Origin of the sequence: Streptomyces sp. NPDC059256, from assembly GCF_042753785.1 — a bacterium.
GTDB lineage: Bacteria > Actinomycetota > Actinomycetes > Streptomycetales > Streptomycetaceae > Streptomyces.
In genome coordinates this window covers 21,764-39,416 of the sequence record NZ_JBHYZO010000021.1, presented here as the reverse complement: position 1 = coordinate 39,416, position 17,653 = coordinate 21,764, and the positions used below count along the sequence as shown (strand labels likewise).

Here is a 17,653-nt window from a genome sequence, read left to right as displayed (position 1 = left end):
CAAGAGCCGGCCGTGCTGCCCCTAGTGGGCTTCGGGGCAGTTGCAGCCCCTCGGGTGGCTCACGGTCAGTCGTTCCCCGAGCGCCGCCCTTCCGGTGAGCCGGTGTTCCGACACTTCGCTGATCAGCACCTTCAGCCCGGGCGCCGTGCGGAGCGGGGACAGATCCAGACTCTCGTCCCCCACCAACACCGGGTTGTTCAACAGGAGCCTGCGCAGTGCGGGAGCCCGGGCCAGTGCCGTGAGGTCTGCCGTGCGCACCCGGACCCTGGACAGGTTCAGTTCCGTCAACGAGGTCAGGGCGGGCAGCGCCGTGAAGTCCGCGAGCTGTGTGCAGTGCTCCACCGACAGTTTGGTGAGGGTGTTCGCGCAACCTTCCACGGCCGTCAGATCGGTGAGCAGCGAGTTGTTGTCCAAGCTGAGGGAGTACAGCTCGGACGTGGCGAGGGCTCTGGAGAGCACCGTGGGCGCGATGGATCCGGTCACTCCCACGTAGCGGGCGTGCGGCAGCAGCTGCAACTGCGCGAGCTGGGCCTCGTTCGTGAGATACACGATGGTGTTGGCGAGATCGAGACCGGACAGGACCTCGCGCGCGTACTCCTCGGGTGGGAACCGCGCCCAGTCACGGGTGAGCAGGTACTCGCCGTGCGGCTCGCCCCGGGCGGCGAGCGCCAGACGGCGGGCGTAGGGGACGGCCGAGCTTCCGCCGACGACGCTGACCAGTTCCGCCAGCTGCCCCCGCTCGGAGATGCCGAGCTCCTCGGGGGCCGGTAGTAGGGGCAGCACTTGGCTGCCGAGCCGGGCCAGGTGGTGGAGTTCGCTCAGGCTGTGGGGCGGCAGCACGGAGAGGATCGCGTCCTGGACGCGGTCGTGCGTCAGTTGGTCGAGCCAGGCCGCGTGCTGGGCGCAGAGTGCGGCGAGGACGTAGAGGCCGGTGCGTCCCGAGCCCCGGGTTCCGCGCTGTCTGCCGGCAGTGAGGAGTCCGGTGACCAGCACCGGCAGTTCGCGCCGTGAGCAGTGGCCCGCGGCCAGTAGCAGGACGTCGTGCCACTCCTGCTCGGTTGCGTGGCGCAGGAGTTCATTGAGCTGATCGCCCTCGATGAACTCCCTGGCGGCCAGGAAGTCCTGAAAGGTGCGGTGGGTGAACTGGAAGGACCCGGCGGAGCGTTCCTGGAGGAGCCCGCTGCGGTTGAGGAGATGGATGAGGATCTGTTCGGGTTTGCCCTGCCGGCGTACCTTCGGCATTCCGTCGAGGGTCCGTTCGATCTGGCGCAGTGCCTGGTCCTGGGTGAACTCGGTCTGACCGCCTCGTACCAGCCACACCGCGATCCGTTGCAGCAGTTGCTGGCTCTCCTCGACGGACAGGGTGATGCCCTCGGGAGTGCCGACCCTGCGCCGCTTGTCCCGCTGTCCCAGCAGCATCTCCAGGGCCGAACGGTAGAGCGCCCAGCGGCTCTCGGGAAGGAAGCCCTGGCGCAGCCGGTGGAGCGCGCAGATCACGGCGCACAGCAGCGGGGTGCGGGCGAGGTCCCGGAGCGCAGGATTGAGGTCGAACTGCTGGCGGAGCCCGCGTTCCAGTTCGTCGATGCCCTGCACATCCTCGTCATCGAGCCGGGCCGCCCGGTGCCAGGCGGCGCTGAACGCCCGGATGCCCTCGTCGTGCAGGGGGAGCAGGCTCAGTTCTTCGAAGCCCTCGGAGGCGAGCCAGTCAGGGGCGACGGCGAGTGGACGCACGGTCACCAGGCATCGGGTCAGGGGGAAGCGGTGTACCAGGCGGGAGAGCCAGCGGTGTGCCTCTTCCCTGTCCTCCTGCGGCACTTCGTCGAGCCCGTCCACCAGGAGGAGTGCCCGACCATCGGCGAGTACCCGTCCCGCCCAGCCGACGGGAGCTGCGTCGATCATCAGACGTGACACCCCGGCGAGTTGGGCGGGGGAGGGGAAGCCGTCGCCCTGGGCGCGCAGGCTGCGCAGGGGGATGACGAAGGGCACGAGTCCATTGAGTTGGGCGAGTCGGTCGTCGAGGGTTCCGGCGGCTGCGTGGGCGGCCAGCCACCAGATCAGCGTGGTCTTGCCGGCGCCGGCGTCCCCGCGCAGAAGGACCCGGGGGCGGGTGCCGAGCAACTCCTCGATCTGCTGTGGGCCCGAGCCGTGTTCCTCGCGGGACGTCGGTAGGTTCCAATAGTCGCGCGGTACTGCGGAGTCGACGGGTGCCCTGCGCCCGGCACGGGATTGCGGGCGGGCCTCCAGGCTCAGATAGGCGGTGTCGAGGTCCCATTCCGTGTCGTTCCTGCTGAGTTCGTCCAGTCCGAAGATCTTCGTCTTGCGGTACTCCGCCCTGAGGGCCTCCCCGTACTCCTCCTCGTAGTGGGTGTCGTCGGGGTGGGTCTTTCGGAGTCGTTCCAGCCGGGGCGGGGCGATGTTGTCGGAACGGCGGGCGAACCAGTCCAGGAGGTCGGGATCGGTGAAGACGAGCCCCGCCGGTACGCACTCCACGCGGAGGTGGTTGCGCCCCTGCGGTACCTCCTTGACGATGCCGAGCAGTGCGTTGCCGGAGTAGACGGGGCTGCCGGAGAGCCCGGCGAGGGGCGATGGGCCGCCGGGCGCTTCGACCGCGGGGGGCTGGTCGAACGCGAAGGTCATCGTCTTGCGGATGATCCCGGCGAGGGGCAGTACGGTCCCGGTGTACTGGTCGGCGTCGAGCTTCTGCCCTTCGTAGCGCTGGATGCGGGGGAAGCCGACGATCTCGCAGTGGGGCAACGGTCGGTCGGATGTGACCTCGCACATCGGTACGGGGGTCTCTTTGAGCAGCCAGGTGGCGCCCGACAGCAGCGGTTTGGGGCTCTGGAGCAGTGCCGCGTCGAGGCGTGGGTTGGACCACACGACCTGGCAGTGCACCGTTCCCGTGCGGCCAGGTAACGCGACCGCGGCGGTGTGTGCGGAACCGACCACATGTGCGCAGGTGAGCACGGTGGTCGCGGTGATGATGGCGCCGCTGCCCTGGCACTGCCCCATGACGGCCACGGCGCGGCGTCCGGGCGAGGCCCGGAAGGGGCTCATGGGCGGTTGGCGGGTCCGGCCGTCCCGAAGTCGGCCGTGTCGCCCGCCTCGTCATGGCCCACCAGCCAGCTGCCGCCGGTCCGTGCGTTTTTCGGGGTGAGGGTGAAGGACACCCGATGGGTGTGCCCGGTGGACCTGGTGGTGTCGCCACCGGCCTCCAGCACCCAGGCTTTCGCCTTGAGTCCGCCGCTGCGGTCCTTGCGCAGCTCGATGGTGAACTCCATCTCGATGTCGCCCACTTCGAATAGGACGGGTTGGCCGGTTGCGCGTCCCGCGGCGTCGACCAGTTGTTCGCGGACGGCTTCGATCGCGTCGGCCAGTTCGATGGCGGTGTCGTTGGCATGGGTGTCGCTCATGGCCCGGACGGTACCCAGACCCGGCCCGGGCCATGATTGGTTTCAGCAGAACGTCGGCTTCTGCCAGGAGCATTCCCGGTCAGCGGTGGGATCCGTGGTGCGGGTGAGGGCCGGAGTGATGGATGGGACTGTTTCCGTGGTCGTGTCGGTACGGGCGAGCGTGACCACGACGGCGTCCTCGATGCTCTTCACCGAAGACGCCAGATAGTTGTTCAGGACGATGCTGAAGACGAGTTCCCGCCCGTTCGCGTCCTTGACGTACCCGGAGAGTGCCGAAGCGCCGGTCAGGGAACCGGTCTTGGCGCGTGCGTTGAGAGCCGCCGGGGTGTTGCACATCCTGGTACGGAGGGTTCCGCCCGCGGCCCGGTCGGGGCCGCAGGCGAGCGGCAGTGAGGCGTACCAGTCGGCGTACCAGGGGGCGTCGCGCACGGAGAGCAGGAGGGTGGCGAACTGTTCGGCCGGGAAGAGGTTCATCCGGGACAGACCCGATCCGTCCACCTGTCGTAGGTCGTCGGTGGTGACGCCTTCCGCGCGCAGTCGGGTGGCGATCGCCGCAAGCCCGGCGCTCCAGGTGCCGCGGCCTGCCGTCTCGTATCCCATCGTCTTGGTCAGGGCTTCGGCGTGCATGTTGTTCGACAGCTTCATGAACGGGTGCATGAGCTCCCGCAGGGGCATGGAGCGGTGCGAGGTGAGCGGTTGTGCGGAGGTGGGGGTGGCGCGGCCGAGGCGGGTGCTCTCCGTGACCTTGACCCCGTGGCGTGTGAGGGCGTCATGGAAGACGGCCGCGGCGTAGCCGGTGGGTTCCCAGACGGTCACCCACTCCTTGGTGGCTCCGGCCCCGATCGGGATGTTTCCGCTGATGGTGATCGTGTTGTTGCCGTGGCGCCGCTGTACGGACAGGGTGTCGGACCCGCCGGCGGCCACCGTGGTGCCGCTGATGTCCAGCTTCACATAGCCGGTCTTCGGCTCCACGGTCACCTTGGGCTTGTCGCCGGCCTTCGCACCCGGGACCGCTTCGACGATGACGGTGCCGGAGTCGTAGTCGGTGTCAGGGGCGACGGTGAGGGCCGAGGTCTGGGCGGAGTAGTACGAGGACTGGTCGTCGACGGCCCAGGAGCGGCCGAGGCGTTGGGTGTCGAAGCGGGTGTCGTCGGCGACGAGCCGACCGGTGACCTTGGTGATTCCGGCGGTGGCCACGGCGGCGGCGAGCTTGTCGTAGTCCTTGGCGAGGGTGGTGGGATCGCCGCCGCCGCGGAGGTACAGATCGCCCTTGAGGGTGGCGCCGTCACGAGTGCCGTGGGTCAGGACGTCGGTCGAGAAGCGGTACTGCGGGCCGAGGACGCCGAAGGCGGCGACGGAGGTGGCGATCTTGGTGTTGGAGGCCGGCATCAGCCGGTCCCCACCGGCGCGTTGGTAGAGCCGTTCACCGGTGTCGGCGTCGGCGATCACCACACTGGCCGCGCCGCCGTCGAGCCGGGCGTCGGCCAGGATGGTGTCGATGGCGCCCTTGAGCCCGCTGTTGGAGGTGCCGGCTCCGGCAGGGCTGCTGAAGGTGAGGGTGGTGAGGGCGAGTGCGGTGGTCAGGACGCAGCCGAGCCCGGTGCGGAACGGGCGGACGCGGGGGGTGCGACGATCGGTGCCCATCACGGATCTGGTCATGTCCGGAGCATTCCGGATGGGGGCGGACGCGGGAAGGACGCCGGCGTTCACTGGCCTGTCATGGTCCTCAGACGTCCCCCGAACGGCTCAGTGCCGGAGATATGGAGGGGGATGCCTCCGCCGGACTTGAGGGTGATCGTGAGATCGGGGAGTTCGGCGAGCGGGGTGAGGTCGAGCGCGTACTCCCGTACACCGCGTACGACCATGGTCAGTTGGCGCAGTGAGGGGAAGACGCGGGCGAGCGCGGCCGTGTTCAGATGGCGGTCCAGCGATTGGATGGAGAGCGAGGTGATGCGCTCCGTGGTGTCGGTCGCCTCCAGGTCGAGGATTGCGAACGCGCGTACCGTCAGGCCCTGGAGTGCCGTCATCCCACCGGTGGCGCGGATCAGTGCGGACATGCGCTGTGGAGGCATCAGGGACAGCGTGGCCACGGTGTCCCATCGGGACAGGGCGGTGTAGTCCGGGTGGTCCATGGGCTCCAGGCCGAACACCTGGAGGTCGGTGACCTGAGGGTGCGGCCCGTTGAGGGCGAGCTCTCCCTGTCCGATCTCCAGTCGGCGCAGCGACCGGTCGGCGAGATCTGCCAGGCTGGTGAGTTTGGGGCAGTCGATGAGGGTGAGGGTGCTGAGGGCGGGGCGGTTCCGGAGGAAGCCCAGTTCGGTGATCTCATGGTTCCCGTTGAGCCGCAGTGACCGCAGCCCGGTGCGCGGCAGCCGGGCGTCCAAGGTCTTGCCCGAGTGGCTCCCGAACAGCGCCACGACGCCGACCGTGGGACCGCAGTGCTCCAGCGCCCGCAGTTGGTCGTCGCCCCACACATTGAGTACGACGTCGTCCAGCCGGGTCCGGGCGAGCACTCTGCGGGCGTACAACTGTGCGGGGAAGCTCGCCCAGACGTCGGCCAGGGCGCGCCGGACCGGGCCCGCCGGGTGCTGTGCGAAATCCACCAGCCGTTCCAAGCCGGCCTCCTCGCCGATCGCCGCGATCGTCTCGATCACCATCCGGTCGGCATGGGGGTTTTCGGAGGCCCCCGGCAGCAGGGGAAGCACAAACGCGCCGAGGCCGGTCAACTCGTGGACCTGTCCCGAGGTCATGGGCGGCATCAGTGCACGGACGCGGTCCTCCGACGCGGTGAGGACGGTGTCGTCGAGGAAGACGGCGGCAGCGGCGCAGTGTGCAGCCAGGATGTGCAGGGCGCGGCGAATGCTGCTGCTCGCAGCCTGGTCGCCCCGGGCGATCAGTCCCTTGACCAGTGCGCTCACCCGGTTGCGATCGAGGTGTCCGACGGCGAGGTGGATCACATCGCGCCACTGTTCGTCCGGCGCGTGCCGCAGCAGTTCGCCCAGGCTGTCGGTGTCGGAGAACTCCTTGGCCGCCAGATAGTCCTGGAAGGTGCGGTGGATGAACTGGACGACACTGCCCGTGCGTTGTTGGAGCAGTCCGCTGCGATTGATCAGATGGGTCAGGATCTGTTCCGGGGTGCCCTGGTCCCGCACCTGTCGCATGCTCCGGGTCGCCAACCCGATCTGGGTGACGGCCTCGGCGAAGGTCAGTTGGGTCTGGCCGTTGCGCACCAGCCAGACCGCGATGTGCTGGAGCAGCAGCTTGTTCTCCTCCACATGGAGGACCAGCCCTTCGGGGGCGTGGATGCCGCGCCCGCTGTCCCGTTTGCCGAGGAGCATGTCGAGCGTGGCCTGGTAGAGCTCCCAGCGTGTGTGGGGGAGGGCGCCCTTGCGCTTGCGGTGGAGCGCGCAGATCACCGCGCACAGCAGCGGGGTGCGGGCGAGGTCGCGCAGCACCCTGTTGGTGTCGAACTCGCGGGTCAGCCGTTGTTCCAGCTCGCTCAGGGCATGGGCTTCGGCATCGGCGCGCCGGCGGTCGAGTGCCGCGTACTCCAGGGCCGCGGCCCGGTGCCAGGCCCGTACGAACGCCTTGATGTCCTGGTCGCTCATCGGCAGCAGCAGGAGGTCGGCGAAGCCTTCGGAGGCCAGCCAGCGTGCTTCCACCGCGCCGGGACGTACGGTCGCCAGGGCGCGGCTGCCGCTGTACCGGCCCAGCAGGAGGGTGAGCCAGCTGCGGGCCTTGTGCCGATGGGTCTGGGGGAGCTCGTCGAGGCCGTCGACGAGGATCAGGGCCCGCCCCGATTCCAGTACGCGGGTGGCCCAGCCCTGCGGCGCCCGTCCGATGGGTAGACCTGCGACCCCGGGGAGCTCGTCCGGTCCGGGGAACGGTCCGCCGTGGGCATGGAGGCTGCGCATGGGGATGACCAAGGGGACCAGCCCGTTGAGCTCGTCGAGCGCGGCGGGGAGCGTTCCGCAGGAGGCATGGGCGGCGAGCCACCACACGAGGGTGGTCTTGCCCGCTCCCGCCTCGCCCCGCAGCAGGGTGTGCTGGCTGAGGCCGAGGAGGTCTTCGATGCGTAATGAGCGGGGTACGGGGGTGTCGATCGGGCGGGGCGGCCCCGGGTCCGGGCCGTCCTGGGGCTCCAGCTCGACGGCTTCGAGGCTCACATAGGCGGTGTCGAGGTCCCAGCTGGACTCGCTGATGCCCAGCTCGTCGATGCCGAAGACCTCCGTCTTGCGGTACTGGGCCTTCAGGGCGCTCGCGTACCCCTCCTCGAAGGCGGCGTCCTGCGGATGGAAGCTGGAGAGCCGCTCCAGCGGGGGCAGGTCCAGTACGCCGGGCCAGTGCTGCTCGACGGGGAGTGCATCGAGGGAGGGCCGAGCTGCCCGGGGGCGGGGTCGGAGCGCTGAGAACCGCCCCAGAAGGGAGCTGCGGCGCAAGATCTGGTGGATCGCCTCCACCGGGATGGCCTCCAGGTGCTGGTGCCCGTCCGTGTCGCGTACCCGGGTCACCATGCCCACCAGGACCGAGCCGGCGAGGACGGGCGCGCCGGAGAGCCCGGCGAGCGGAGAGGTCTTGTGCGGGACGCCCGGGGAGTGGTCGAGCCAGAAGGTGAGGACGCCGTGCATCCGTCCTGCGACGGGCAGGACGCTGCCCATGTACTGGCCGAAGTCCAGCCGGCCGCCCTGATAGCGCTGATGGCAGGGGAAGCCGATCGTCTGGCAGCCGGATAGGACGTCGTCCCTGGTCAGACGGGCCCATCGGAGCCGGCCTAGTCGATCGGAAGGCACGATGTCGTGATCGGCGATCAGTAGGGCGGCATCGATGACCTTGGGGTCTCCCAGGAGGAGCGCCGCACCGCCCACGCGCTGGCCGAGCGCCGGGTGGGAGATCTCCACCCGACCGGAGCCGGCGACATGTGCGCAGGTCAGGACCGTTCTGGGGGTGAGGAGTACCCCTGTGCCCTGCTGTCTGCCATGGACCGCGACCACCCGTGCCGTCATCGTGCCGTGCATCGCCCCAACCCCCTTGAGTCCTGCCCGAGGCTAGTGGCGCAGGCCACTTTCCGGGCGGGGAAAGGGGGTTGGGCCGGTGACAAGGCACACAGGCCCTTTCGGGCTTACTACGCGGAATAGGAGGGGTGTTCGCGGCCTCCCGCGACGACCGTTCCTGAGCCTCCTCGGGACTTTGGTCCCGTGCCTCCCGAGCGCCCGATCGAGCGGGTGCCCGGCGGTTCTGGTGGGGCGTCCTGGGAGGCGTACATGCGGTTAAACCCGATCTAGCGCGGATATCTAGCTGGATTCTCTGCAAACAGCGCGAACATGATCAAAAACTGTCAAGGGTTGCGATGGAGGACCGTTCAACTACGACTTTATGTCGTAGATGGGGGGGTTGAGGCGATATGGGCGATTCGGTTACCAAGGGATAGCCAAACGCCCGGTGCGAATCCTCGTGCCGGGTCCCCATGTGCCTGGAGGCTTCTCCCGTATGTCGCGCTTCATTTCCCGTCGCCCCCGCCCGTCCGCTCTCCGTACCCGTACCGCCGTTGTCGCTGCCGGTCTGGGAGCCGTGACGGTCCTCGGCACAGGAGCTGCGATCGCCGCCGAGACCGGTACGGCAGCCAGCAAGCCCGTCGCCGTGAACAGCACCGCGAACGCGGTCGCCGCCCAGGCCCAGGCCCAGTCCCAGGCCGCCGCGAAGACCGTTGCCGCGCAGAAGGCCGCCGCTGCCAAGAAGGCGGCTGTCAAGAAGGCCGTGGCCGCCAAGTCCGTCGCCGCCAAGAAGGCCGCCTCCGGGTGGACCAAGCCGGTCTCCCAGTACGTGGTGAGCGCCACCTACGGCAACGCCGGAAACATGTGGGCGAGCAAGCACTCCGGCCAGGACTTCGCCGTGCCGACCGGCACCGTCGTCAACTCCGTGGGCCCCGGCACCGTCGTCAAGGCCGGCCCGAACGGCGCCGGTGACGGACCTGCCTACGGCAACGCCGTGGTCGTCAAGCACGACAGCAACACCTACTCGCAGTACGCCCACCTCTCCCGCGTCGATGTGAAGATCGGGCAGCAGGTCCAGGGCGGCCAGCAGATCGCCCTGTCCGGCAACACCGGCAACAGCAGCGGCCCTCACCTGCACTTCGAGATCCGCACCACCCCGAACTACGGCAGCGCCATCAACCCGGTGAGCTACCTGCGTGCCCAGGGTGTGACCCTCTGATCCGATGAGCTGCGAACCTGCACCTCCTCATCCACGCGCCGCCGCCCTCGGGCGGGCGCGAGAACGGCCCCCGGTCTTCACCGGGGGCCGTTCGTGGTGTGCGGTCACCCTCCCCGTGACGGTCGACGGAGAACCGTACGCAGGTGGTCTGTGACCCAAGGGGGACTCAGGGTCATGGCCGCCCCGCGGGTACGTCGATTCCGACCGCGCTTGCAACAGCGTCGCGCTGGGTCATGCCGTGTCGCCGACCGCGCACAGGCCGTGCCCGTGCCGCTCCGATCGGGCGCCTACCCCTGTCGCGGCAGCATCGGGAAGCTCCCGCTGTCCGTCGGAGCGTGCTCCGGCAGCCAGAGCACCGCGATCGCGCCCCCGGCCGCAGGAGCATCGCCCACCAGCGGCACCGCTGGCGCCGCGTTGCGGAAGGTGAGCCGCGCCCCCAGCACCCGTGCCTGGCCCGAGGCGATCGTCAGCCCCAGCCCGTGCCCGGTACCGGCCCGATCGCTCGCCCCCGTACGGAAGCGGCTCGGCCCCTCGCGCAGGAGCGCCTCCGGAAAGCCGGGCCCGTGGTCGCGCACCCGGACCACCCGGCCCTCGACGGTGACCTCGACCGGCGTCCCCCCGTACTTGACCGCGTTCGTGAGCAGATTCAGCAGGATCCGCTCCAGTCGACGGGGATCGGTGTTCACCCGGGACTCGTGGACCACCTCGATCGCCACGTCCGGGTTGAGGGCCGACACCCGGCGTGTGACGAACTCACCGAGGGCTATCTCCTGGAGTTCCGCCCGCTCCGACGCACTGTCCAGCCTCGCGACCTCCAGTACGTCCTCCACCAGGGTCCGCATCGCCTGGGCCCGGTCCCGTACGAGCTCCGAGGGGCGGCCCGCGGGCAGCAGCTCCGCGGCCGTCAGCAGGCCCGTGACCGGTGTGCGCAGCTCATGGGCGATGTCAGCGGTGACCCGCCGCTCCGCCTCGATGCGCGCGTGCAGCGCATCGGTGAGGGCGTCGATCGCCCTGGCGAGATCGTCCGTCTCGTCTCGTACGACACCGCCGATCGCGTCCCGCACCCGCACGCCCGTATTGCCCTCCGCCACGTTCGAGGCGGCTGCCGCGGCCTTGCGCAGCCGGCGGGAGAGCTGGCCGCCGATGAGCACGCCGAGCGCGCTGCCCGCGAGGACCACCGAGGCCGAACCGATGATCAGCGCCTGGTCGAGGTCCCTGAGCAGGGTGGAGCTCCGCCCCGCGAAGCGACTGTGCAGGGAGAGCACATCGCCGTTGGCCAGTGGGACGGCGGCCCAGATCACCGGCGGGCCGTCGTGGTCGTCCTCCACGAAGGTGCCGCGGCGCTTCTCCTTCATCAGCCGCTGGAGTTCCTTGGGCAGCAACGGGTCATTGATCTTGCTGTTGAACCGGGGGTCGGTCTTCTTGGACGTCTCGTGCCAGCGCTGGGCCATCGAGAGCCGGTCCATCTGCACGTCCCGGGCGTTGTCCAGCATCGAGACCCGGGCGGCGTTGTGCACGACCAGGCTCAGGGCCACGGCGATCAGGGCGCCCACGGCGGCGATCGCGACACTGATCTTCCAACGGACCCCGGTGCGCAGCGCGAGGCGCCTCATGCTTTGAGCTTGTATCCGAAGCCGCGAACCGTCTCGATCCGGTCTTGCCCGATCTTGGTGCGCAACCGCTGGACATGGACGTCCACCACACGGGTGTCACCGCCCCAGCCGTACTCCCAGACCCGCTCCAGGAGCCGGTCTCGGGACAGCACCGTTCCGGGAGCGGCCGAGAACTCCAACAGCAGCCGCATCTCGGTCGGGGTCAGAGCCACCGGCTCGCCCCCCTTGCGCACCTCCATGCCCTCGGTGTCGACCTCCAGCTCCCCGAAGGTCAGCAGGGCACCCGGGGGCTGTTCCCCGGTCGTCACCCCGTCCCCGCTCGCATGGCCGAAGCGGCGCAGCACCGCACGGATGCGGGCGACCAGGACCGCCCCGTCGAACGGCTTGGTGACGTAGTCGTCGGCTCCCGCCTCCAGCCCGAGCACCACGTCGATGGAGTCGGCACGCGCCGACAGCATGATCACGGGCACGGTCGACTCATCGCGGATGCGACGGCACAGACTCACCCCGTCGAGTCCCGGCACCATCACGTCGAGCAGGGCGATGTCGGGGCGCTGGGCGCGAAACGCCTCCAGGCCCAACAGTCCGTCGGGCATCGCGGTGACGAGGAAACCCTGGCGCTCCAGCGCCAACTGGGTCGCCTCCCGGATGACGTCGTCGTCCTCGACGAACAACACATGTGTCTCGGCCATCCGGTGCTCTCAGTTCTCTCTTGGGGGTTCCGGCGGCTCGGTGGCGAGCAAGTCGTCTCCGTCGACGGGTCCGCTGTACTCATTGCGGACCCAATGCATCTGGGCGAACCTTCCGCTCGTCCAGTGGTACGTGGTGACCTCCTCGGCGGAGGGCTCCTCCACCGGGTCGTTCTCCACCCAGACCTGTTTGGTGACGACCAGATCGCCGCGGTCGATGGCGGAGACCACCGCGGGTTCCTCGGAGGTGAAGACATTCTCGTACCGCGTGCCGTTCATCCGGTACACATACGTGCCGACCCCCACCGAATCGACGCAGCTCATCACATTGACGACCACATCGGGTTGGGTGCCGCCCGTCATGTTCCCGTACGAGGTGTCCACCGGGTAGTCCCTGCCGCACGGCTTGAGGTCGGACTTGATCCGTTTGCTGACCTTCGGATCGTCCTTGACCAGCCGTACCGGGTTGACCCGGTCGACCTTTTGCGTGCCGCCCGCCGAGACGTTCGCCGACGGCACGCTCTTGGCGTTCTCGGCGTGGGCGGAGCCCTCGTCCTTCACGCCGGTGCCCCCCGCCGAGCAACCGGCCGTGAACATGCCGAAGGCGGCGAGGACGACGGCGGCCGTACCGCCCGCCGCTCGCCGTCCTCCACCGCGTCCGTTCTCCGAGTGCTCCCGGGTCACCAGGCCGCTCAGGCCGCGCACCGCTCCTGCCCCCGTTCGTCCTGCCTGTCCTGTCCATCACCGCACCGCAAGCGCTGTAGACCGCTACGGTCCTGGGTCGGGACCCGCAGCTCGCCGGCTTCGGGGCGACGGTTCGTCGGACGGTCGGCGCGCTGTGCGGCCTCGTGCTCGACCCGCTCCCGGCGCTCCAACTCGCGACGCTCCGCCTCCTGGCGCTCCAACTCCTGGCGGAGCCGGGCCAGTGCCCGATGCAGTGTGCTCTTCACGGTACCCGCCGACATGCCCAGCGCGGCAGCCGTCTCCTCCGTGCTCATCTGCTCCCAGTGCCGCAACACCACCACACTGCGCTGCTTGGGCGCGAGCACCTTCAGTGCGTCCATCAGCAGTGCGCGGTCGGCACGCTGGTCGCTGCCGTCGTCGATCCGGGCGTCCGGCAGCTGGTCGGTGGGCACTTCCTCCAGCTTGCGGGCGCGCCACCACTCCGTCCGGGTGTTGATCATCACCCGGCGCAGATAGGCGTCGGCGAGCGACTTGTCGGCGATGCCGTCCCAACGACCGTAGGTGCGGGCCAGCGCGGTCTGGAGGAGGTCCTGGGCATCGACGGGATCGGGCACCAGCCGCCGGGCGCTGCGCAGCAGTGCCTCCTGCCGGCTGCGTACGTACTCTTCAAAACCGAGCACCTCGCCGTGCGCCATTCCAACCGCCTCCGTCCCCGTCACCAGCACTGCGTTCCTTATGCAGGAGAAGTTACGGAGCGGTTGTCACGGGCCTGTGCGGAGCAGCCCTCGAAGGGCGCACGGCCATCCATCGGTTGTGTAACAGCAGATGTTTCGGTGTCGATCACCCAGGGAAGCGGGCCTGGTCGGGATCAGCCCGGGAGCTGGTACAGCCCGCCTTCCAGCGGTTCGACCAGCCCGTCAGCGACCAGTCCGTCCAGGGCGCGGGCCCGCTGTACGGGCTCGTGCCACACCACGTCCAGGGCCGTCTGCGGTACCGGTTCCGAGGATTCGCGGAGCACGGCGAGCAGCTTGCCGCGCACCTGTCGATCAGTGCCCGCATAGGTCTGGCCCCGCCGGGGCGCGCCTTCGTGGGCAGGCTTCCCGGCCAGCCGCCAGGAGCACTGTGCGGCGATCGGGCAGCGGGCGCAGTCCTCGTTACGGGCGGTGCAGACGAGCGCACCCAACTCCATCGACGCCGCAGCCCACCGGGCCGCGGTCTCCTCGTCATCGGGGAGCAGCGCACGGGCGAGCTTGCGCTCCGCGGCCGTCGTGGCGGTCGGCGGGTACTGGATGCCGGACGAGGCCCGGGCGAAGACCCTGCGCACATTGGTGTCGAGGACGGCATGTCGCTGCCCGTACGCAAAGGATGCGACGGCTGCCGCGGTGTACTCGCCGATTCCGGGCAGGGCGAGCAACTGTGCGTGTTCGCGGGGTACGTCGCCGTCGTGTCGTTCTGCTATCGCCTGGGCGGCGCCGTGCAGGCGCAGCGCACGGCGGGGGTATCCGAGGCGTCCCCAGGCGCGGACGGCCTCCCCGGGCGCCTCGGCGGCCAGATCGGCAGGGCGGGGCCAGCGGGCCAGCCACTGTTCGTACACGGGCAGGACCCGGTTGACCGGTGTCTGCTGCAACATGAACTCGCTGACCATCACGCCCCACGCGCCCGCCTCGGGGCGACGCCACGGCAGATCGCGGGCGTGCTCGTCGAACCAGGCGATGACGGGGGCGTGGAGGGATGCGGCGTCGGTGGGGGCGAGGGCTGTGGTGGTGTCAGTCATGGCACACCGATCCTGGCACGTCCCGGCTGGCGGATGGTGCATCCGCTCCGGGCCGTGGGCCGAGCGGCCCAGAGGGTGTACCCGGGGTGGCCGGGGTGCGGTGCGAACCGGGGGACGCACGAGGTGCAGGGTGTACCTGATGCTGGTGGTGCGATGCCTGCTCCTGGGCTGATGGTGCCCAGCCCGTCCTGAACGGCGGCTGCCGAGCTCAGGGCCGGCCCCGCGACGACCCATCGGCCCAGGCCCGGCCCGCACCCGGCGGACCCAGCTGCGGATACTGCCTAGCGCCGATGCCGATGCCGATTTCGTACCGGTGCCGCTGCTCCGCCCGGACCGGCGAACCAGACGACCACACCCGTACGACTGGTGCGCATCGTCGTCAGCAGTGACTGGGCCGGGCGGCGCAGCGCCAGGATGAAGACCACCGCCACCAGGGCACCGAGGACCAGACCCACCAGCACGTCATGGGGGTAGTGCACCCCGACGAAGACCCGGGAGAACGCCATCAGTACCGCCATGGGCACCGTCAGCAGGGCGATCCGGGGCCAGGCGATCGCCAGGGCGATGGCAGCGGCGCCCGCGATCGATGAGTGGTTGCTGGGGAAGGACCAGTCACCCACGGGAGGACAGGGGACGAGCGAGGCCGCGGCGTCCGCCACCGTGCGACAGGGACGGTCCTCGTCGACCACTGACTTGAACGACTCGCTGACCACATAGCCGGTCGCCGTGGCGAGGGGGGCGAGGACGGCCACGGCTATCGCCGATGGGGGTCCGACCCGCGCCCGCCACCAGGCGACGAGGAAGAGCGCTCCGAACAGGAGCAGCCCCAGCTCGGTCCAGATCTCGGCGAGTTTCTGGAACCAGGTCGGGGTGGTGTGGGCGAAGTCGGTTATGTCGCGGTAGAGGTCGCGGGTGATGCTGCTGTCCATGGTTCAGGGACGCTACCTGGTGGGGGGTCATGCCCTCGATGCCGGTCGCAGGTTGGGACAGCAACACCGCACCACCACAAGGGGAAGATTGGCTTCCATGATGATGATCCGGAGAACTTGGGGTGTAGGCGGCGGGTAGGGCCGGAGTTGGGCGTGATCTCTCGTACAGTTTGGTTCGTGGGATCTCTGCGCAATCCGATCGGGCCGCTCCCCTCCTCCATCTACTGGCGACGGAGGGCTATCGCGCTGTGCTTGGCCGCGCTGCTCCTGGTGCTGGTGGCATGGGCCGTCACCTCGGACCGGGGGAACGGCGGAAAGGACGACGGCGTCAACGGCTCTGCCACACCGGCTCCTTCGATCACGCCGGGACCTGACCAGTCAGGCCCCGCGATCAGTGAGCAGCCCGGGGGGCGCGAGAAGCCGAGCGGTTCCCCCTCCGGCTCCGGGAGCGGCTCGGGCTCTGGTTCCGGCTCTGGTTCCGGTTCCGGTTCTGGCGGGAGCGAGGGTTCCGCCAGCGGTGGTACGGAGGGCGGGGCTGCGAACGGCGGCCAGGGTTCTGGAGGCGCCGCAACCTCGGGCGGTACGGCGGGCCAGCAAGTGCCCGCGGGCTCCGATCTGCCCAACTGCCCCTCTTCGGCGCTGAAGTTGACGCTGCGCAGCGCGAAGGTCTCCTATGAGCCGGGGGAGAAGCCCTCGTTCCAGCTGAGTGCCTCCAACACCTCGGCGACGACGTGCAAGGCGGACTTCGGGCCCAAGGCCGCCGTACTGACGGTCAAGGACACCGGCGATGAAGAGGTGTGGTCGTCCAAGGACTGCCCTCGGCCGCAGGGGAGCGTGCTGCTACGGGTGCCCGCCGGTCAGACGGTCACCCACACCGTGCGGTGGGACCGCAGGCAGAGCGAGCCCCGGTGTGCGACGCCGACCTCGCGTGCGGTCTCGGCGGGCACCTATCTGGTGGAGGCCAGCTTCCCCGGGACCGCGGTGCTGCCGGCGTCCTTCCGCCTGGAGAAGGACTGAGGCACCGGGCGGGCAGAAAGGCTGGACCGAATGGGCCTGGCTCGGCCGTGGTCTCTGGCCCCGGGGCGATGGCCCTTGAGGGCACGGCCGAGTACGGGACAGCGCTGGAAGGCGCAGCCGAGTACGGGTCGTGACCCGCCGACCGTGCGACCTTCGGTACGGACCCGCCCTCGGGCGCCGGGATGCGTCCCTAGACGTACCGCTCAAGGATCGAGGACTCCGCCAACCGGGACAGTCCCTCCCGGACGCTTCGGGCCCGGGCCTCGCCGACCCCTTCCACCGCCTGGAGGTCGGCCACGCTCGCGGCGAGCAGCTTCTGTAGTCCACCGAAGTGCTCGACAAGCCGCTCGATGATCGCTCCCGGCAGCCGGGGGACCTTCGCCAGAAGGCGGTAGCCGCGCGGGGAGACCGCGGAGTCAAGCGTCTCGGGAGAGCCGCTGTACCCCAGAGCCCGGGCCACTATGGGCAGTTCCAGGAGCTCGGTGTGGGTGAGCGCGTCCAACTCGGCGAGTGCCTCGTCGACCGTGCGCGACCGCTTGGCCGTCGGCTCCGGCACGTAGTCGCGCACGACTAGTTCCCGCTCCGGTTCCACGCCGGCGATCAACTCGTCGAGCTGGAGGGAGAGCAGCCGACCATCGGTGCCCAACTCCACCACGTACTCGGCGATCTCGGTCGCGATCCTGCGGACCATCTCAAGACGCTGGGCGACGGCCGTGACGTCCCGGACCGTGACCAGGTCCTCGATCTCCAGCGCAGAGAGCGTCCCCGCGACCTCGTCGAGGCGGAGCTTGTAGCGCTCCAAGGTGGCCAGGGCCTGGTTGGCGCGGGACAGGATCGCCGCCGACTCCTCCAGCACCCGCCGCTCGCCGTCCACGTACAACGCGATGAGTCGCATCGACTGGGAGACGGAGACCACGGGGAACCCGCACTGCTTGGAGACGCGGTCCGCCGTGCGGTGGCGGGTGCCGGTCTCCTCGGTGTGGATCGACGCGTCGGGGACCAGTTGCACCCCCGCCCGGAGGATCTTGGACATGTCCTTGTCCAGGATGAGTGCGCCGTCCAACTTGCACAGCTCGCGCAGACGGGTGGCGGTGAACTCGACATCGAGCACGAATCCGCCCGTGCACATCGACTCCACCGTCTTGTCCATGCCGAGGACGATCAGTCCGCCGGTGTTGCCGCGGATGATGCGCTCCAGGCCATCGCGGAGCGCGGTGCCTGGTGCGACCGCGCTCAGGGCGGCGCGGATCAGTGCTTCGTTGCCGGAGCTCGCGCCGGACTTTCCGGATGCTGATGCCCGGTCGTTGGCTGCCACTGCACTCCTCCG

At 69.5% G+C, this 17,653-nt stretch carries 13 protein-coding genes; 2 read left to right on the top strand and 11 right to left on the bottom strand.

What is annotated here, in order from left to right; genetic code table 11:
- Nucleotides 1–21 precede the first annotated feature (21 nt).
- From ACFXJL_RS29005 to ACFXJL_RS28990, 4 genes are read right to left on the bottom strand one after another with little or no spacing between them, the layout of a single operon-like run.
- Nucleotides 22–3,054: an NACHT domain-containing protein gene (locus ACFXJL_RS29005; RefSeq protein ID WP_384697198.1), complete on the bottom strand. Its 3,033-nt coding sequence runs from the start codon at nt 3,052–3,054 to the stop codon at nt 22–24.
- Nucleotides 3,051–3,410 carry a trypco2 family protein gene (locus ACFXJL_RS29000; protein ID WP_358876569.1) on the bottom strand — a complete coding sequence of 120 codons (360 nt, stop codon included), beginning with the start codon at nt 3,408–3,410 and terminating at the stop codon, nt 3,051–3,053. The genes ACFXJL_RS29005 and ACFXJL_RS29000 overlap by 4 nt, the downstream gene beginning before the upstream one ends.
- A gap of 42 nt (nt 3,411–3,452) precedes the next feature.
- The gene (gene dacB / locus ACFXJL_RS28995) at nt 3,453–5,069 is read right to left on the bottom strand and encodes a D-alanyl-D-alanine carboxypeptidase/D-alanyl-D-alanine-endopeptidase (protein WP_384697194.1); all 1,617 of its coding nucleotides are present in this window, start codon (nt 5,067–5,069) and stop codon (nt 3,453–3,455) included.
- A 47-nt stretch (nt 5,070–5,116) separates the two neighbouring features.
- Nucleotides 5,117–8,425, bottom strand: coding sequence for an NACHT domain-containing protein (locus ACFXJL_RS28990; protein WP_384697191.1), 3,309 nt, complete (start codon nt 8,423–8,425; stop codon nt 5,117–5,119).
- A 472-nt stretch (nt 8,426–8,897) separates the two neighbouring features.
- Here ACFXJL_RS28990 and ACFXJL_RS28985 point away from each other — a divergent pair, with 472 nt between their 5' ends.
- On the top strand, nt 8,898–9,620 hold the full coding sequence (locus tag ACFXJL_RS28985; RefSeq protein WP_358876566.1) for a M23 family metallopeptidase: 723 nt from the start codon (nt 8,898–8,900) through the stop codon (nt 9,618–9,620).
- A 287-nt stretch (nt 9,621–9,907) separates the two neighbouring features.
- Here ACFXJL_RS28985 and cseC read toward each other — a convergent pair whose 3' ends face one another.
- The 6 genes from cseC to ACFXJL_RS28955 all read right to left on the bottom strand — a co-directional run bounded on the left by cseC (nt 9,908) and on the right by ACFXJL_RS28955 (nt 15,309).
- Complete coding sequence (cseC, locus tag ACFXJL_RS28980; RefSeq protein ID WP_358876565.1) at nt 9,908–11,233, bottom strand: two-component system sensor histidine kinase CseC; 1,326 nt, start codon at nt 11,231–11,233, stop codon at nt 9,908–9,910.
- Nucleotides 11,230–11,925 carry a two-component system response regulator CseB gene (gene cseB / locus ACFXJL_RS28975; RefSeq protein WP_329021836.1) on the bottom strand — a complete coding sequence of 232 codons (696 nt, stop codon included), beginning with the start codon at nt 11,923–11,925 and terminating at the stop codon, nt 11,230–11,232. Before cseB ends, cseC begins: the two co-directional genes overlap by 4 nt.
- A 9-nt stretch (nt 11,926–11,934) precedes the next feature.
- A complete protein-coding gene (locus ACFXJL_RS28970) occupies nt 11,935–12,627 on the bottom strand; it encodes a hypothetical protein (RefSeq protein ID WP_358876564.1) in 693 nt (230 codons plus the stop codon).
- Complete coding sequence (locus ACFXJL_RS28965) at nt 12,615–13,301, bottom strand: SigE family RNA polymerase sigma factor (protein ID WP_358877057.1); 687 nt, start codon at nt 13,299–13,301, stop codon at nt 12,615–12,617. The genes ACFXJL_RS28970 and ACFXJL_RS28965 overlap by 13 nt, the downstream gene beginning before the upstream one ends.
- A 173-nt stretch (nt 13,302–13,474) precedes the next feature.
- On the bottom strand, nt 13,475–14,380 hold the full coding sequence (locus tag ACFXJL_RS28960) for an A/G-specific adenine glycosylase (RefSeq protein WP_358876563.1): 906 nt from the start codon (nt 14,378–14,380) through the stop codon (nt 13,475–13,477).
- A 281-nt stretch (nt 14,381–14,661) separates the two neighbouring features.
- A complete protein-coding gene (locus ACFXJL_RS28955) occupies nt 14,662–15,309 on the bottom strand; it encodes a phosphatase PAP2 family protein (RefSeq protein ID WP_384697185.1) in 648 nt (215 codons plus the stop codon).
- A gap of 177 nt (nt 15,310–15,486) precedes the next feature.
- On the opposite strand from ACFXJL_RS28955, the gene ACFXJL_RS28950 reads away from it, so the two are divergent.
- Entirely contained in the window at nt 15,487–16,326 is an 840-nt protein-coding gene (locus tag ACFXJL_RS28950) for a hypothetical protein (RefSeq protein WP_384636279.1), read from the top strand.
- A 190-nt stretch (nt 16,327–16,516) separates the two neighbouring features.
- Here the strand turns inward: ACFXJL_RS28950 and disA are convergent, their stop codons facing one another.
- Nucleotides 16,517–17,641 (bottom strand): DNA integrity scanning diadenylate cyclase DisA, encoded by a 1,125-nt coding sequence (gene disA / locus ACFXJL_RS28945; RefSeq protein ID WP_329021846.1) that lies wholly within the window; start codon nt 17,639–17,641, stop codon nt 16,517–16,519.
- Between the last annotated feature and the right edge of the window lie 12 nt (nt 17,642–17,653).

Excerpts from the sequence above, each read along its gene's own strand:
- ACFXJL_RS29005 (WP_384697198.1), bottom strand. The coding sequence starts at position 3,054 with ATGAGCCCCTTCCGGGCCTCGCCCGGACGCCGCGCCGTGGCCGTCATG.
- ACFXJL_RS28955 (WP_384697185.1), bottom strand. The coding sequence starts at position 15,309 with ATGGACAGCAGCATCACCCGCGACCTCTACCGCGACATAACCGACTTC.
- dacB (WP_384697194.1), bottom strand. The coding sequence starts at position 5,069 with ATGACCAGATCCGTGATGGGCACCGATCGTCGCACCCCCCGCGTCCGC.
- ACFXJL_RS28960 (WP_358876563.1), bottom strand. The coding sequence starts at position 14,380 with ATGACTGACACCACCACAGCCCTCGCCCCCACCGACGCCGCATCCCTC.
- ACFXJL_RS29000 (WP_358876569.1), bottom strand. The coding sequence starts at position 3,410 with ATGAGCGACACCCATGCCAACGACACCGCCATCGAACTGGCCGACGCG.
- ACFXJL_RS28985 (WP_358876566.1), top strand. The coding sequence starts at position 8,898 with ATGTCGCGCTTCATTTCCCGTCGCCCCCGCCCGTCCGCTCTCCGTACC.
- cseB (WP_329021836.1), bottom strand. The coding sequence starts at position 11,925 with ATGGCCGAGACACATGTGTTGTTCGTCGAGGACGACGACGTCATCCGG.
- cseC (WP_358876565.1), bottom strand. The coding sequence starts at position 11,233 with ATGAGGCGCCTCGCGCTGCGCACCGGGGTCCGTTGGAAGATCAGTGTC.
- ACFXJL_RS28990 (WP_384697191.1), bottom strand. The coding sequence starts at position 8,425 with ATGCACGGCACGATGACGGCACGGGTGGTCGCGGTCCATGGCAGACAG.
- ACFXJL_RS28965 (WP_358877057.1), bottom strand. The coding sequence starts at position 13,301 with ATGGCGCACGGCGAGGTGCTCGGTTTTGAAGAGTACGTACGCAGCCGG.